The sequence below is a fragment of the Rossellomorea marisflavi genome (assembly GCF_009806575.1).
Classification (GTDB): domain Bacteria; phylum Bacillota; class Bacilli; order Bacillales; family Bacillaceae_B; genus Rossellomorea; species Rossellomorea marisflavi_A.
Window position 1 is genome coordinate 1471051 of the sequence record NZ_CP047095.1, and the last position, 15251, is coordinate 1486301.

General features: G+C 47.7%; 15 protein-coding genes. 10 read left to right on the forward strand and 5 right to left on the reverse strand.

The window, feature by feature from the left end; translation table 11 throughout:
- The first annotated feature begins 166 nt into the window (after positions 1-166).
- Together cydD and cydC are read left to right on the forward strand one after the other, a co-directional pair.
- Positions 167-1894: a thiol reductant ABC exporter subunit CydD gene (cydD, locus tag D5E69_RS07780; protein ID WP_159129517.1), complete on the forward strand. Its 1728-nt coding sequence runs from the start codon at positions 167-169 to the stop codon at positions 1892-1894.
- Positions 1891-3594, forward strand: coding sequence for a thiol reductant ABC exporter subunit CydC (gene cydC, locus D5E69_RS07785; protein ID WP_048004471.1), 1704 nt, complete (start codon positions 1891-1893; stop codon positions 3592-3594). The genes cydD and cydC overlap by 4 nt, the downstream gene beginning before the upstream one ends.
- Before the next feature lie 127 nt (positions 3595-3721).
- On the opposite strand, the gene D5E69_RS07790 is transcribed toward cydC, so the two are convergent.
- Positions 3722-4333: a nitroreductase family protein gene (locus tag D5E69_RS07790; RefSeq protein WP_048004470.1), complete on the reverse strand. Its 612-nt coding sequence runs from the start codon at positions 4331-4333 to the stop codon at positions 3722-3724.
- A gap of 315 nt (positions 4334-4648) precedes the next feature.
- Here D5E69_RS07790 and D5E69_RS07795 point away from each other — a divergent pair, with 315 nt between their 5' ends.
- The 5 genes from D5E69_RS07795 to D5E69_RS07815 all read left to right on the forward strand — a co-directional run bounded on the left by D5E69_RS07795 (position 4649) and on the right by D5E69_RS07815 (position 8216).
- Positions 4649-5602 (forward strand): LacI family DNA-binding transcriptional regulator, encoded by a 954-nt coding sequence (locus D5E69_RS07795; protein WP_048004469.1) that lies wholly within the window; start codon positions 4649-4651, stop codon positions 5600-5602.
- 66 nt (positions 5603-5668) lie between these two features.
- Positions 5669-5866 (forward strand): hypothetical protein, encoded by a 198-nt coding sequence (locus D5E69_RS07800; protein ID WP_048004468.1) that lies wholly within the window; start codon positions 5669-5671, stop codon positions 5864-5866.
- Between the two features lie 66 nt (positions 5867-5932).
- On the forward strand, positions 5933-6856 hold the full coding sequence (locus D5E69_RS07805; protein ID WP_048004467.1) for an ATP-grasp domain-containing protein: 924 nt from the start codon (positions 5933-5935) through the stop codon (positions 6854-6856).
- A 113-nt stretch (positions 6857-6969) separates the two neighbouring features.
- Positions 6970-7974: a histidine kinase dimerization/phospho-acceptor domain-containing protein gene (locus tag D5E69_RS07810; protein WP_159129518.1), complete on the forward strand. Its 1005-nt coding sequence runs from the start codon at positions 6970-6972 to the stop codon at positions 7972-7974.
- Positions 7975-8003: 29 nt separating this feature from the next.
- Positions 8004-8216: an ATP-binding protein gene (locus D5E69_RS07815; RefSeq protein WP_249931579.1), complete on the forward strand. Its 213-nt coding sequence runs from the start codon at positions 8004-8006 to the stop codon at positions 8214-8216.
- 30 nt (positions 8217-8246) lie between these two features.
- Here the strand turns inward: D5E69_RS07815 and D5E69_RS07820 are convergent, their stop codons facing one another.
- Positions 8247-8870, reverse strand: coding sequence for an HAD-IA family hydrolase (locus tag D5E69_RS07820; protein ID WP_159129520.1), 624 nt, complete (start codon positions 8868-8870; stop codon positions 8247-8249).
- A 242-nt stretch (positions 8871-9112) separates the two neighbouring features.
- Between D5E69_RS07820 and helD the strand changes: the two genes are divergently transcribed.
- Together helD and D5E69_RS07830 are read left to right on the forward strand one after the other, a co-directional pair.
- Positions 9113-11371 (forward strand): RNA polymerase recycling motor HelD, encoded by a 2259-nt coding sequence (gene helD, locus D5E69_RS07825; RefSeq protein WP_048004464.1) that lies wholly within the window; start codon positions 9113-9115, stop codon positions 11369-11371.
- Between the two features lie 67 nt (positions 11372-11438).
- Positions 11439-12269, forward strand: coding sequence for an aldo/keto reductase (locus D5E69_RS07830; RefSeq protein ID WP_048004463.1), 831 nt, complete (start codon positions 11439-11441; stop codon positions 12267-12269).
- A 266-nt stretch (positions 12270-12535) separates the two neighbouring features.
- Here the strand turns inward: D5E69_RS07830 and D5E69_RS07835 are convergent, their stop codons facing one another.
- Positions 12536-13432, reverse strand: a complete 897-nt coding sequence (locus tag D5E69_RS07835) for an RluA family pseudouridine synthase (protein ID WP_159129521.1) — start codon at positions 13430-13432, stop codon at positions 12536-12538.
- Positions 13433-13611: 179 nt separating this feature from the next.
- On the opposite strand from D5E69_RS07835, the gene D5E69_RS07840 reads away from it, so the two are divergent.
- Positions 13612-14007 (forward strand): YhcU family protein, encoded by a 396-nt coding sequence (locus D5E69_RS07840; protein WP_048015421.1) that lies wholly within the window; start codon positions 13612-13614, stop codon positions 14005-14007.
- Between the two features lie 149 nt (positions 14008-14156).
- Here the strand turns inward: D5E69_RS07840 and D5E69_RS07845 are convergent, their stop codons facing one another.
- Together D5E69_RS07845 and D5E69_RS07850 are read right to left on the reverse strand one after the other, a co-directional pair.
- Positions 14157-14627: a thioredoxin family protein gene (locus D5E69_RS07845; RefSeq protein ID WP_048004460.1), complete on the reverse strand. Its 471-nt coding sequence runs from the start codon at positions 14625-14627 to the stop codon at positions 14157-14159.
- Positions 14628-15053 carry a disulfide formation protein C gene (locus D5E69_RS07850; protein ID WP_048004459.1) on the reverse strand — a complete coding sequence of 142 codons (426 nt, stop codon included), beginning with the start codon at positions 15051-15053 and terminating at the stop codon, positions 14628-14630.
- Positions 15054-15251 lie beyond the last annotated feature (198 nt).

A 15251-nucleotide genomic window follows, 5' to 3' on the forward strand; every position in this document is an offset into this window, starting at 1 on the left:
GTTCCTTGTAGGGTCGCTGTGCAGGGTACTTCGTTTTCCCGTTGCGTCCTTTGTCTTTAATTTGTCAAATTCAATTCGGTGAGAAGAGGGGGAAGTGATGGTATAATAGACGTAGATTAATTTGTGAAGTATTTCACTAACTTTCGGAACGGGAGTGAAATCAGTAATGAAAGAACTACATTCACTGGTAAAAGGCAGCAGGTCGTTCATGATGACTTTATATAGCTCTTCCACTCTTTTGGGTCTCGCCATTGTAGCGCAGGCTTACTTGATTGCGGGGATTGTTGATCGGGTTTTCCTGAAGGACGCCTCTCTGACAGATGTCTGGCCCCTTTTGGCCGCATTACTCGTAGCATTCGCATTCAGGGCAATCTTCAGTTGGCTGAACGGCCGGACAGGGATCCGACTTGCATCATCTGTCAAAGGCGAAGTCAGGAAAAAACTTTTGAATAAATGGGCGCACCAGCCACTGACTGCTTCTGTTGGCAGTCAAGCGGGGAGAAAGGTCTCCGTCATCATGGATGCAGTGGACGGGCTTGATGGCTACTACAGCAAGTATGTACCGCAGCGGATCGAAACAACGCTCGTCCCATTGATGATTTTGCTCGTCCTTTTCAAAGAGCACTGGTTCACTGGCATGATCATCCTGATTACGGCCCCATTCATCCCCATCTTCATGGCCCTCATCGGAGTCAAAACGAAGGAAAAGTCAGAAGACCAGATGGAGAAGCTTGAATCGTTCTCCGGCACGTTCCTCGATGTCCTTCAGGGGTTGACGACATTGAAACTTTTCGGAAAAGGAAGGGAGAAGGGTGGAGAGATCAAGGAAAGCTCCCTGAACTTCCGCGAGGCCACGATGGAGGTGCTGAAGACGGCCTTTCTATCCTCCTTGATGCTTGAGTTCATCTCCATGCTGAGCATCGGGCTGATTGCCCTCGAAGTCGGTCTGCGTCTGATTGTATTCGACAGCATCTCATTTTACACTGCCTTCTTTGTACTCATCCTGGCACCGGAATTCTACCTTTCCATGAAGCAGCTCGGCAGTGCCTTCCATACGGGAAGGGGAAGTTCGGGTTCCGTGAAGGCGGTGAAGGATGAGCTTGAACGGGATGATGGAAAGATTGTATGGGGGGAAGACACTATCGATGCCCAGAGTGGATCACCCGTCATTGGTCTAAAAGGGGTCGGCCATTCTTATTCGGAAGGCACATTTCATCTCCAACCCCTGACCGTTCACATCGAACCGTTCAGCAAGGTGGCCATCATCGGTGAAAGCGGCTCTGGCAAAACGACTCTTTTGCATATCCTTTCGGGATTGATTGATCCATCGGAGGGAGAGGTGGTCGTGAATGGAAAATCGAGAAGACAGGTTACAGAAAGCTCCTGGTTTGGGCTTATCGCTTATATCTCGCAGAATCCGTATATTTTTGCCGGGACGATTGAAGAGAACATGGCGGCCGGATCCCTTCACACAGCAAAGGAACTCGAGGATGCAGCTGAAAAGGCTGGACTGTCGGAACTGATCTCTACTCTGGAGGATGGATTCCAAACCGTGATCGGCGAAGGGGGCAGGGGACTGTCGGGTGGAGAGAAGCAGCGGATCACCCTTGCTAGGGCCTTTTTGCGGAAGCCATTCATCGTCTTGCTTGATGAACCGACCACCGGACTCGATCTGAAGACAGAATCCATTCTTCAACAATCGATCAAGGAATTATCACAGTCTTCAACAATTGTAACGGTTGCCCACAGGTTGCACACGATCCGCCATTCCGATCAGATTCTTGTGTTGAAAAAGGGAAGACTCATCGGAAAAGGTACCCATGAGGAGCTGCTCAAAGAACTGCCTGAATATGAGCGCATGATCACGGTACAAAAAGGAGTGAAGATCACATGAGAGAGTTGACTGAGATCATTCGATTAACACTGAAAGAGAAAAAAGATGTCGTCCTTTCTGCTGTCTTCGGTGCGGTGGCCGGTCTGACATCCGTCGGGGTTTTCGCTTTGAGTGGATATATGATTTCCCAGGCGGCACTTGAAGTGCCCCTTTATGTCCTGACCATCATGATTGCTCTTATGAAGCTTTTAGGCATCCTGAAGGCAGTGACAAGATATGCGGAACGATATTATTCCCACCGTGCGACGTTTACGATCCTTGCCAACTTGAGGGCATCGATCTTTGAACGGTTGGAAACCATTGCGCCGACGATTTTTCAGCGATACAAAAGCGGTGATCTCCTTGCTCGGATTGTAGGGGATGTGGAGAGCCTGCAGAACTTCTTCCTGAGGGTCTTCTATCCGCCCCTTGTCATGGTGATTGTATTCATGGCCACGATTCTCTTCACCCTCTTCTACTCAATGCCGACGGGAATCTTGCTGATGGTGGGTGTCCTGCTCACCGGTTTCTTGATTCCATCCATGGTCACCCTCAAACAAAGGAAAATTGAATCACGGGTGAGGGATAGCCGAAGTGAGCTATCTGCCGGCACGACAGAATTCCTATACGGCTTCAGGGAACTGAAGATCCATCAGCAATTGTCCCATCAGGAAGAGGCGCTCGGCGGTGCTTCCTCTACGTATGTGGAAGAGCAGGATTTGGAAAGTCGCCACTCCTTATTCAGTCATACCATCAACCTTCTCGTCTCCCTGCTGATCACGTGGTTCGTATTGGTTGTTGGAGTGTACGCCGTCGGGGAAGGGACACTCGATGGTGTCCTACTCGCGATGCTCGTCATGATTTCACTGACCGTCTTTGACGAAGCGATTCCGATGGCGACCCTTCCTTACCACTTGGAAGATTCAAGGAAGGCTTCCAAACGCCTCGGAGAAATCCGAGGGGCAGAGCTTAAGGAACGGAGAAGTGAAGATGCTCCTGATCATGCGCCATCCTTCAGAATGGAAAAGGTGGGATTCACGTTTGAAGGAGGGGAGAGGCCATCGATCTCGGGCGTTGATCTGTATATACCGGAAGGGTCGAAGACGGCTGTCATCGGTGCATCGGGTTCCGGAAAATCGACGCTACTGAATCTGCTTCTAACCTTCCATACACCGGATGAAGGTCAGATCCTGTTGGATTCCCACCCCCTTGATGCCATTAAACAGGAAAGCCTTTGGCAAAGAGCGGCCGTCATCCTTCAGGAAAACCACTTCTTTCATGGATCGATCAGGGATAATCTGTTGATTGCCGGGGAGGTCGATGATGAAGAGTTGGAAAGGGTACTCTCAAAAGTGAAGCTTCCATTCGGGTTGGAGGATACTGTGACTGAAAAAGGCGGTAACCTATCAGGAGGGGAAAAGCAGAGGATGGCCATTGCGAGGGCGATCTTGAAAGGCGGCCCACTTTGGATAATGGACGAGCCGACTTCCTCCATCGATCCAATGCTCGAAGCTGAACTGATGGACGTTATTCTCCAAGAGGCGGAGCATAGCACGCTTCTTCTCATCAGTCATCGACTGACAGGGCTTGAAGAAATGGATCAGATCGTGGTGATGGAAGAAGGAGAAATAGCGGAAATCGGCAACTATCGGGAGCTGATGGACCAAAAAGGGTATTTCTATCACATGAAGGAAATTGAGAAGAACGTAATCTTCCAGTAGAAGCAATCCATCCCACAGGTAGTCGAATAGAAAAAAATCCGAACGATCATGCAGCATTCCGTGAAGGAATCGAGATCGTTCGGATTTTTATGTTAGAGTATGCGACAAAATGCCGTGCGCAAAATGATCACTCAGCCCACTGAATCAGATTCATAGGCTCAAGACGATCAGATTTTCTCGCTTCTTGAAGCGGCTTGCCGACAGTAATCAGCATGATCGGAATATAGCGCTGTGATACATTGAATTCTTTTGCGAGGGCGGCAGGGTCGAATCCGCCGATCGGACATGTATCCCAGCCTTTGGCTTTTGCTGTAAGCATCAGTTGCATGGCGGCAAGTGAAGCGTTGCTGAATGCTGCATCGCGTGCGTACCCGGGACGTGTATACGCACCGTCGATCTGTCCTTTCAAAACATCTTTGATTTCCTGTGTCATTTCCCCTTTGGCAACAGCCGGATCGAATACTGGATCAACATTGCGATTCGCTTCCAAATCACCAAGGACAGCGATCACGGCAGAAGCATCGAGTACCTGCTGCTGGTTGAATGCAATCGGAAGAAGTCTCTTTTGAACCTCTTTAGAGTCGAAAACAAGGAAATTCCAGTGTTGCAGATTCCATGCAGATGGAGCTTTCCCTGTTGTTTCCAATAGGTGTAGAAGTTCTTCACGGGGAATTTCTACTGTTGGGTCATATACTTTGACTGAGCGGCGCTCTTCAATAACCTTAAAGAATGAATCCATCTTTTATCCTCCTTGATGTAAACCATATATAGTATGATAGAAAGCAATACTGCTACTATATCGAACAAACGCTCAGTCAGTCAAGATAAGGTCTGCAGCATGGGTCTACAGTAAGAAATCGGAGATGGGTTCAACCACCTCCCGTTCCTCCTTATCCAACGCGAAGTATGAGCCGCAAATGATGATGACGCATAAAAGTGGTAAATACAGGACTCCAAGCATGCAATCAGCTCCTTTTGAGTGGCGGTGAATTCAATGTATGTGATGAAACGCGTTTCAGAGCAAGTGTTTATTTTCATGAAAGGGTGAAAACCTTTGACCAATATTCGCAAAGTGGCCGAGACGGCCGGTGTATCTGTATCCACCGTATCCCGCGTGCTGAACGGGCATCCGTATGTAAGGGAGGACAAACGCCGCATCGTCCTTGAAACCATCAAAGCCCTCAACTATACACAAAATGCCAATGCAGTCCATCTTTCAAGGGGGAAGACGAACAGCATCGGCGTCGTCCTTCCATACCTGAATCTTCCCTATTATGGCGAGATCCTTCAGGGGATTGCAGAAGAAGCCCTCAAAGCAGACTACCATCTGCGCCTCTATCAGACGAATTATGAAGCGCATGCAGAACTTGATGCGTTTGAAGCACTGCGCATGAAGGAAGTCGACGGGTTGATCATTGCATCAAGGACGAATGGCCTCGAAGAATTGAAGGGCTTCATGGAGGGAGATCGTCCGATTGTCTTTTGTGAAAATCTCGAATCGGATTCCCTCCGAAGCGTGTATATCGATCACTATCAGGCGATGGGCAGGGCCCTGTCCTATCTTCAGGAAAAAGGCTACCGGAAGATCGGTCTATGCATTCACCGTTTAAGCGGTAAGAATAGCGAAGACAGGATGCGTGCCTTCAGGGAGCATCCGGGGATCGAGGTAAGGAATGAATGGATCTTTACGGGTTGCTATCACATGGAGGACGGCTGCAGGGTCTTAGGGGAATGGGTGAATCTCAAGGAGCGTCCGGAGACACTTGTGATCACGAGCGATCAGGTGGCGGCTGGTCTTCTCAGTGAGGCGGGGAGAAAGGGTGTGAACATCCCTCGGGAGCTTGCCATCCTTTCGTTCGACAATCACCCCATCAGCGAGCTCATGGGGATCACCTCGTTTGACGTTCCTTCCAGATCCCTTGGGAGAGAGGCGTTCCGGATGTTCCTGCAGGAAGGAGCGGCGCGGACCGGTTTACAAACGACTCTATTCGAACGGGGCACGGTTTAAAAGGAATGTGACCATAACCTGCCTGATGCCATATGTTATAGATAGGACGCAAGAGGAGGAATGAACATGATGCGGGCGGTGAAACTGCTCATGGAGCTTGTGGCAGTAGCTGTAGGTGTGGGGTTGGTGATGACCATGCTTTCAGTGGAGCGTACCCGGACGGAAACTCCGAAGGCAGGGAGGGACGTAACGGCGTTTCCCGTTACACGGTTTGGGATGAAAGTGTGGATGCGAAAATCGCGTGAATCAAGCATGGAACGTTAAATCCTACTTTATCGGTAGGATTTTCTGTGTTACATTGAAGCTAATCGAAAAATTGAGGTGAAGGAAATGGGAAAGATACATATCATTCATGAAAACAGCGAATGGACAGATCATTTGATTAAGAGGATGGACGAGCTTGGATTGGACTATGAAGAGTGGTTCTTAGATAAGGGAATGGTTGATTTGACTGCAGCCCCGCCTGAAGGGATCTTCTACAATCGGATCAGCGCTTCTTCCCACACGCGTGATCACCGCTATGCACCCGAGCTGACGGAAAGTGTGCTTTCGTGGCTTGAGCTTCACGGGCGCAAGGTGTTGAATGGAACCAGGGCCATCCGCCTTGAAGTCAGCAAGGTCAATCAGTATACCGCTTTGAAGAAAGCAGGGATCGCCGTGCCGGCTACCATTGCTGCGGTAGGAAAAGAGGCCATCATGGATGCCGCCCGCCGTCTGGGTGCTCCTTCATTCATTACGAAGCACAATAGGGCAGGAAAGGGCCTTGGCGTTCAGTTATTCCACTCCATAGAAGCATTGGAGAGCTATGTGAACAGTGCAGAGTTCGATGAGCCACTGGACGGGATCACGCTCATCCAGGAATACATCAAGTCCCCGGACTCCAGCATCACACGCTGCGAATTTATTGGGGGAGAATTCATCTATGCAGTGAGGGTCGATACGTCCGAAGGCTTCGAATTATGTCCTGCCGATGCGTGCCGCATTGAGGATCTTGCCTGCCCGGTTGGGGAGAGGCCCAAGTTTGAAATTATCAAGGACTTTGATGAAGACATCATTGACGCGTATAAGGCTTTCTTGAAAGAGAATGAAATTGCCATCGCCGGTATCGAATTCATCCGTGATCGAGAAGGGAATTTATATACGTATGATGTGAACACCAATACGAATTACAACCGTGATGCAGAAGAGAAAGAAGGGGTGTTCGGCATGCTTGAACTGGCGCGATACCTTGGCAGGGAGCTCCAACAATCATAAGGCGTCCATTTTTTTGATAGGGTCATATGATTCCATAATAAAGTAACCATGACGATGTGGTTGTGGTAGAATTCTCATATACGATACCATTTGAAAGGGAACAAGAGATTCATATGATTATCTTCAATCAAGACGTGGTCAATAATTTTTTCTATATCCTTCTCAGCATCTTCCTCGTCTTTTTTCTTGTAGAGAAGCGATTCATCCGGGGAATCTGTACGAAGATGATCACGTTCCTATCATTGAGCGGTGCGATGATCCTTTGCATGCTGTCACCGATTTATATGAAACCCTACTGCATACATGATCTCCGGATGATCCCATTCGTCCTCGGGATCATGTATGCCGGGCCATACATGGGCCTTGCCCTTTTTCTGTCCCTTCTGGCAGGGAGAACATTCATTTACCAGTGGAGCTGGACATCGTTTGTCATCTATGGAGTGATTTATATCCTGACCGTTGCAGCCTTGAAGCTTTTCCGTTTTGATGCAATGAAAAGCCGGAGACGGATTCTTTTTTCTGTCTGCCTGTTCACGATCCATTCCATCGCTGCAGCTTCCATTGCCACAGTGATGACGGAATTCAGGGTGGACGGTTCATACATCTTGAACTTCATCCTGATGCCCTCAGTCGGTATGCTCTTTTTTACATACATTTGTGAGATCCTGGTCAAGCAGGTACAGGTGAAGCATACCCTCATGAAGATTGAAAAGATGGAAGTCCTTTCTCAGCTTGCCGCCAGCATTTCACATGAGGTGAAAAACCCCCTGACCGTCATTAAGGGGTTCCTCCGCCTTCTGCATCAGGAGCATCTGTCGTCTGAGAAGAAGCTGGAATATTTAAGCATTGCTTCATCCGAACTAAACCGTGCGGAAGATATTATCAATGATTACCTTACCTTTGCCAAGCCATATCCCGAAGTCATCGAAGAGATCCCCATCGGTGCCCATCTGCAGAAGCTGATGGAAATCATCGGACCCATGAGCCACCAGCATTCGGTGAAGATCGAGGCAGGAATAGAAGAGGCAGTCATTATGGGAAATGCACGGACCTTTCAGCAGGCCTTCCTTAATCTCATGAAAAATGCCGTGGAGGCCATGCCGAAGGGGGGACCCTGACAATCCGGACGATGAGGGAGAAGGGCCATGTGTGCATAAGCGTCTCCGATACAGGCGTGGGCATGACGAAATCTCAGAAACGAAGACTGGGTGAACCCTACTTCTCCACAAAAGATTCAGGCACCGGACTCGGTCTCCTCATTTCATATCGGATCATTGAAGCCATGAACGGGAAGGTCAGTGTCACCAGTTCGCCAGGACACGGATCGGAATTCAGGATCACGTTTCCGACAGCAGACTAAAAAAACGCCATCAGGCGTTTTTTTAGTCTGTCAGTCTCTTATGTCCAGGATGGGGCGAAGCTCTTGGATGTCATGGATGATGTAATCTGCTTGACTGTCGGATATGGGCTTGTCTGTATACAGGCAGGCATCTATACCTGCGTTCTTTCCTGCCATGATATCAAGGTCACGGTCGCCGATCATTATCGCTTTTTCAGGAGCGAAGGCATGCTTGGATAAAAGGTGAAGGATGGCATCGGGACTCGGCTTTCGTTCGAATCCGTGTTCTTCGGTGATGAAATCTGTAAAGAACTCAGCCAAACCGAATGTCTTCAGCATGGTGACAGCGGATTCACCCCGGTGGGTGTAAAGGTAGTTATGTCTTCCGGTTTTGTGGATCTGCCCGCATAGGCGCGCAATCCCTTCGAAGGGCTTTGCATCAAGTTCCCTTGATTTGCGTTCTTCATGATAGTCACTCAGGAAGGCTTCATCAAACCTGTGAAGCTCCTGATAATGGTGGATGGCCGTAGACATGGAGATGCGCATAAGACCCATGATCTCTTCGAGCGGCTCGCTGATTCCGTTTTTCTCTAAGGTGACCCTGAATGAATCGGCCATGATCGGATATGTATCGAATAATGTGCCGTCAAAGTCCCACATGATATGTTGGTACATCTGTTTTTCCACCTCCGCAATATGCGTTTACTCCAGCGTATCACAGAGCATTGCTTTCTTCCAGAAAATAGGTCGAGATCAGGCAGGGAGTGAAATTAGGTATTGTGCCGGAATGAATGTTCTGATAATATAAACTTCTGCTCCCAACGCCCTACATATATTTCCAGTGTCGGTATGCAGAGAGTCGTTACCTCTGCAGTACCATTTCTCCATTGCGGATCACAATTTGGAAGGAGAACGCCATGACAAAGGAAAAACCACTTCATCCCGATTTTACAATCGAACAAGAACGACTCGACTTCACTAAAAGGTACATTGACGTAGTCATCGAGACCTCACAAACAAGCAAAGAACAGTATAAAGAGAATATGGAAAAAGCCTTCGGTGATATCGACTGGGGGGAATCGAGTGCTGCCTACATCGATCTACTCACGAATGCAAGCTTTTTTGAAATGTCTAAAGAGGAGCTCGATTCCCTTGAGAAGGCCCGAAGCAAGCCTTATTTTGCCCGTATCGATTTCCGTCATGATGGATCTCAACAGTTTGAAAAGCATTATATCGGAAAAACCTCGCTCTACCAGAGGGATAATCAGGAACAGATCATCGTGGACTGGAGATCGCCGATTGCAAACCTCTACTACGAGGGGAGGATCGGGGACGTATCCTATGATGCAGAAGGTGAAACATACACTGGCGATCTTTCACTGAAGCGCCAATACATGATAGAGGAAGGCAAGCTCGAAGAAGTCCGCGACATCGATTTGACGACGACGGATGAACTGCTTCAGGACTCTCTTGCCAAAAGTTCGAGTAACCGGCTCACCGAAATCATATCCACCATCCAGGAGGAACAGAACCGGATCATCCGTGCCGATCTGAATAAACCCATCATCGTACAGGGGGCGGCTGGTAGCGGCAAGACGACCATTGCCCTCCACCGGATCTCATACTTCATCTACAACTATAAACAATTTTTCGATCCATCCCAGCTCATGATCCTCGCACCCAGCAATCTATTCATCGACTACATCTCAGAAGCCCTTCCCGATCTTGGGGTGGAGAATGTGCGGCAGACGACGTTCACCGACTATGTACAGACGTGTCTTGAGCGGGAGTTGAAACTCGCACCGGATGATAAACTCATACGGTTCATCGAATCGGATTCTCCCGGCAAGGAGGACCTTGCATGGATTTCCGGATTCAAAGGTTCAAGGACGTTCAGGAAGATCCTTGAACAGTATGTGGAGGAAATCGAAGAGAGATTTTATACCTCCAAGGATTTCTATGTGGATAAATATAAGCTGTTCACAGCAAAGCGTTTCACCCATCTATTCAAAGAGGAGTATACGTATCTGCCGGTCTACCGAAGGATCACTAAACTCAAGTCCCTTCTTCAGAATGTTGTCAGGTCGAACAAGGCCGAGATGATCACAAAAGTGGAGGACTTTTTTGACGCCCGCATTGAAGCGGCTTTATCCAGAAGGAGCGAGAATCGGAAGGCTTATGTCACAAAAGCCCTCGATACGAAGCTTGAACGCCTAGAAGAACTGAAAAAAGCCATCAGGACAAGTGTGACAGGCTATATGAAGCAATTCGAACGGAAGCAGCTGGATCACTATTTCAAGGAATTATTTTCAGATCCCGGGCGCCTGGTTTCCTATTCAGGTGGTGAGCTCTCACATGAACGAGCCGACCTGGTATGTTCCTATACGTTGAAACTGGCCAATAAGAAACAGTATGAGTCAGAGGATCTGGCCATCCTGTTGTTCCTGCAAACCCACCTTTACGGCATCGATAAATATGTGAAAGCGAAGAACATCGTCATCGATGAAGCCCAGGACTATAGCTATCTGCAGCTCTATGCATTGAAAAAAGCCCTGGGAACCGATATGTTCACCCTTGTAGGGGACCTCGCACAGGGGATCCATTCGTATAGGGGGCTTCAATCTTGGGAACCGGTCTACCGGGAAATCTTCCCGCGTGCCACGTATACAGAACTTCAGAAAAGCTATCGAACCACGGTGGAGATTATGGAAGAAGCCAATAGGCTGCTCACACTTCTTCCTTACGAATTCCCAAAGGTGAATCCCGTCGTTCGCCACGGGGAATCACCCGTAAAGAAGGTGGTCAGCTCAAGTGAAGAGATCGGTGATGAGGTGGGGCATCTTGTCGCATCAGGAAAATCGGAAGGATTCCAGACGTTCGCGGTCATCTGTAAGAGCATGAAGGACTGCAAAGCAATTGCTCGTATCCTGGAAGAACGGTCGGGACTGAGGGTAAAACTCTTGGAAGAACAGGAATCGATTCCGAAGGACCGCGTGGTCGTGGTCCCTTCTTACCTTTCTAAGGGGCTTGAATTCGATTCGGTGGTTCTCGTTGCCATGGATGAGCGCTATGATCCTTCCAATGAACTTGATATCAAGTTGCAGTACGTAGGCATGACCCGCCCGCTTCACCAGCTGACCTTTATCAGCACATCATTCGACAGTTTCATAGGATGACTGACAAGTCGAAATATTCGCTTTCCGAAATAGAGATTTTGTACAATGGAATCAGGAGGGATCATCTATGATTAAAAACCTTGCAAGTACGAAGACGTTACATAATGGCCTGGAAATTCCGTTTGTGGGTCTTGGGGTCTATCAAATGAAAAACCCGGAAGAAACGGTCAATGCCGTTCGGACGGCTATTGAAACGGGATACCGTTCCGTCGATACGGCTGCCGTTTACGGTAATGAAGAGGAAGTCGGGCAGGGGGTAAGGGATTCCGGAGTCAACCGTGAAGAACTTTTTATCACCTCGAAGGTATGGAATGCCGATCAAGGCTATGACACAACGCTTCGGGCATTCGATGAGAGCCTGAAGAAGCTTCAGATGGACTACCTCGACCTTTACCTGATCCATTGGCCGGTGGAGGGGAAATACAAAGATACGTGGAAAGCCCTTGAACGGCTGCATGGTGAAGGGTTGATCAAGTCGATCGGGGTAAGCAACTTCCATCAGCATCACCTTGAAGATCTTTTGGCCGGAAGTAATGAAAAACCGGTCCTCAATCAGATTGAAACACATCCGCGCCTGAGTCAGGAGCCATTGAGGGAGTTCTGTTCGTCCCACTCCATTGCCGTCGAAGCGTGGTCACCGATTGCGCAGGGGCGTGTGCTGCACGAACCGACGCTGAATCACATCGCCAAGAAGCACGGGAAGTCAGCGGCTCAGATTGTCCTAAGATGGCATCTTCAGAACGATGTGATCATCATTCCGAAATCGGTTCATGCTGAGCGGATCGAAGAAAATGCAAATCTGTTCGATTTTGAACTGTCTTTGGATGAAATGAATCAGATCAACAGTCTGAATCAGAATGAACGGTTCGGCCCGGATCCTGATCATTTTGATTTTTGATGGCAGGTTGGGATAAAAGTGTAATGACGAACACGATTCGTGTAGGTTCTTAATACCGTTAATGATTTCCATGCAAGACTTTGCTTTCCGCGGGAATCTTCGTTTTGCACTCCAATCAATCGCTGGAGACAATGGCATGAAACAACATAAATACCCGAATTCATTCCCTTATCGCAGGCAAATGAATTCGGGTTTTCCTATGACTAAAACACGTTTTATTTTTTGTCGTACCGTACTTATTTATCTTCATGCGTCCGTCTGATGATTCAATCCTCCCAGTTAAGCTCGGCAATGTCTGAACACGATGCATGGCATGAAATCGTTTCCCCGGTCAGTGGGTGGGGGAATACGATGGAGGAGGCGTGAAGGGCCTGTCGCTTGTAAACGGGTGTGCCGTCATAGAGGAGATCTCCCGCCAGAGGATGGCCGAGTGAACTCAAATGGACCCTGATCTGATGGGTCCTGCCGGTTTTTAGCTGGAGAGTCAGGGATGTCTTGTCTTTTTGTTTGGAGACGACTTTAAAGTGTGTAATGGCCTCCTGACCGCTGGCTGACACCCGTCTCCTGGTAGGGTGGTGACGGTCTCTTCCGATGGGATCAGTGATGGATCCTTTGTTTTTCTTAAGTGAGCCTTGGGCTACGGCGTGGTAGGTTCGCTTGACCTTTCTCTCTGAGAGAAGGCGGTCCAGGATGGCCTTGCTCAATGGATCTTTCGCGAATACGACGGCACCGGACGTATCTTTGTCCAGACGATGGATGTGAAGCACATTCGATGATTTTCCAGAAGCCTGGATATGGAAGGCCACCAGATTTGCGAGGGTGTGCGTGTCATCAAGACCGTTCGGATGGGTGTCGATGCCCGCGGGCTTATTGACGACGATGACGTGTTCATCCTCAAATAGGACATCAAGCTCCCCGTATGTTGGATTCACATTCAGTTCCAAGCCTTTAAATAAAGGGAGTTGCAGCCGGTCTCCTCCTTTTAGAGGCTCATTCCACCCGGCAACCTCACCATTGATTTTTACTTCCTTGCTCATTCGCATGGAGTGAATCCACTTTTTAGGTGAATTCCACTTATCTTTCAGAATCATTTCAATCGTTACATTTTTCCAATTACTAGGGATGGTTAGTTCAAATTGATCACCTATACGTCTTGTTTTCATCAAAAAGCTCCTTTGTACGACAAAATTCATGGTTGGATGTGTGTGTTTCGGTCTATATCTTTGTGTTTATCGATGTCGCCGTGGGTATAATTACCACCTGAGCCCTCATAGAACTATGTTATCCTTAATATAATCCATTACATAAAGATTACAATCATGACAAAAAAGGTGGGCTACAGGTGAAAATCTTAATCGCGTCGACTCCCGAACAAGAAGAGCAGATTCAGGAGCTAATCGAGTATATGTATTGTACCGTGTTTCCTGATTATTTCACAGACGATGAAATTAGACAAATGGATGACTTGAAGGTTTTACATACCCATGTGCATGAAGTGGAATATGTAGGAACGCTGAAAGAAGCGTTTCAGATCATCTCAAGTCTTCAAACACTGATTGCCATCATTGAAACAGGTAGTGAAGAGAGGGTTTATAGAGAAATGTTCGCTCATAATGCCGGGATCCTTCGGGGATTTGGGATATCTTTTCCTTTCTCATTTGAGCAATTCTCTGAAGGTCATGACTGCGATAATCATATCAGCCTGTATGCAAAGCCGGCTAATCAACTATTAATTTGATTTTATCAGAATAATCAATTAAATAGGTTTAGCATCATCAATGAGGGGTAAACATCTACTACCAGTAATCTTGAGAATTCCTCATATTCTCGATCAGAAATTCCTCCTCATTGAAAGGAGCTGACCCGTGAAGGGCCAGCTCCTCTTTTTTATTCTTTTACATATTCATTGAAGAATGCTTCGAACTCTTCCTTCGGCTGCTCACCGACTAGCCTAGCTTCCTCTTTACCACCTTTGAAGTGGACAAGGGTCGGTGTCGCTTCGATGTTGTAATCATCCCATCCCTGTTGGAATTCCAGTAGGTTGTATTGAACCATATCCACATCCATATCTTTTGCGAGTGGGGCAAGGGTAGGGGTTGTACGTTTACAGTGAACGCAGTCTGAAGCATAGAAGTATACGGTCACATCTTCTTTGCTATCCAGCTTTTCTTTTAAGTCATCTGGCAAGATGACGTTCTGGTAGTTCGGGTCGTCCAGCAGATCGACGGTAGCCGGGTTTAGTTTATCTTTTTTAAACATGTTGCCTTCTGCTTTCTGACTGTTCTGCATGCTTGTGATAATGGCGATCCCTCCGAAGAGTAGAACGACAACGGCAAGAAAAATGATGACTTTCTTCAATTAGTGATCCTCCTTCAGTGTTTTCAGAACCAGCAGGCTCATGATGAAAATGATGATGAAGCCTGTGAGGGCAAGGAATGGGATCGTGACAAATCCCATCCAATTGATGTATTCACCTGTGCAAGGCACCCTGCCGCAGGCCGGGGCATTGTCGGACAGGAAGCTTACTTTTTGAATCGAATAGTGATAAAGGGAAACCAATGTACCGATGCCGGATAAGATCATGGAATATAAGGCCATTTTGAAGTCTTTCCGTACATAAGCGACCCCGAGTATGATCACCATGGGATACATGAGGATCCGCTGGTACCAGCAAAGCTCGCACGGCTCGTACTTCATGATCTCAGAGAAGTACAAACTGCCAAGCATGGCAATCAGGGAAGTGGCCCATGCGGTGAAGAATAGAGAATCCGCTTTTTTATTCATTCCTTTCTCCTTTCTTCAAGTATTCTATCAAATTATAGTATGGGTATATTATAAATGTAAAATGCGAAATTTTTGTGTGGGATTATAAAAAAATCATGACGATTCAACGAATCATCGTTTCATGCATATCCATCGAGTGATTTTTCTTCTCCTTCAATCAAGGTCTTTGATAGAATAGACATGAAGTTCGTTTAAAAC

Bases quoted from the DNA above. Each gene is read 5' to 3' on its own strand.
- helD (WP_048004464.1), top strand. From the start codon at position 9,113: ATGACAAAGGAAAAACCACTTCATCCCGATTTTACAATCGAACAAGAA.
- D5E69_RS07830 (WP_048004463.1), top strand. From the start codon at position 11,439: ATGATTAAAAACCTTGCAAGTACGAAGACGTTACATAATGGCCTGGAA.
- D5E69_RS07805 (WP_048004467.1), top strand. From the start codon at position 5,933: ATGGGAAAGATACATATCATTCATGAAAACAGCGAATGGACAGATCAT.
- cydC (WP_048004471.1), top strand. From the start codon at position 1,891: ATGAGAGAGTTGACTGAGATCATTCGATTAACACTGAAAGAGAAAAAA.
- cydD (WP_159129517.1), top strand. From the start codon at position 167: ATGAAAGAACTACATTCACTGGTAAAAGGCAGCAGGTCGTTCATGATG.
- D5E69_RS07810 (WP_159129518.1), top strand. From the start codon at position 6,970: ATGATTATCTTCAATCAAGACGTGGTCAATAATTTTTTCTATATCCTT.
- D5E69_RS07850 (WP_048004459.1), bottom strand. From the start codon at position 15,053: ATGAATAAAAAAGCGGATTCTCTATTCTTCACCGCATGGGCCACTTCC.
- D5E69_RS07800 (WP_048004468.1), top strand. From the start codon at position 5,669: ATGATGCGGGCGGTGAAACTGCTCATGGAGCTTGTGGCAGTAGCTGTA.
- D5E69_RS07790 (WP_048004470.1), bottom strand. From the start codon at position 4,333: ATGGATTCATTCTTTAAGGTTATTGAAGAGCGCCGCTCAGTCAAAGTA.
- D5E69_RS07835 (WP_159129521.1), bottom strand. From the start codon at position 13,432: ATGAAAACAAGACGTATAGGTGATCAATTTGAACTAACCATCCCTAGT.
- D5E69_RS07820 (WP_159129520.1), bottom strand. From the start codon at position 8,870: ATGTACCAACATATCATGTGGGACTTTGACGGCACATTATTCGATACA.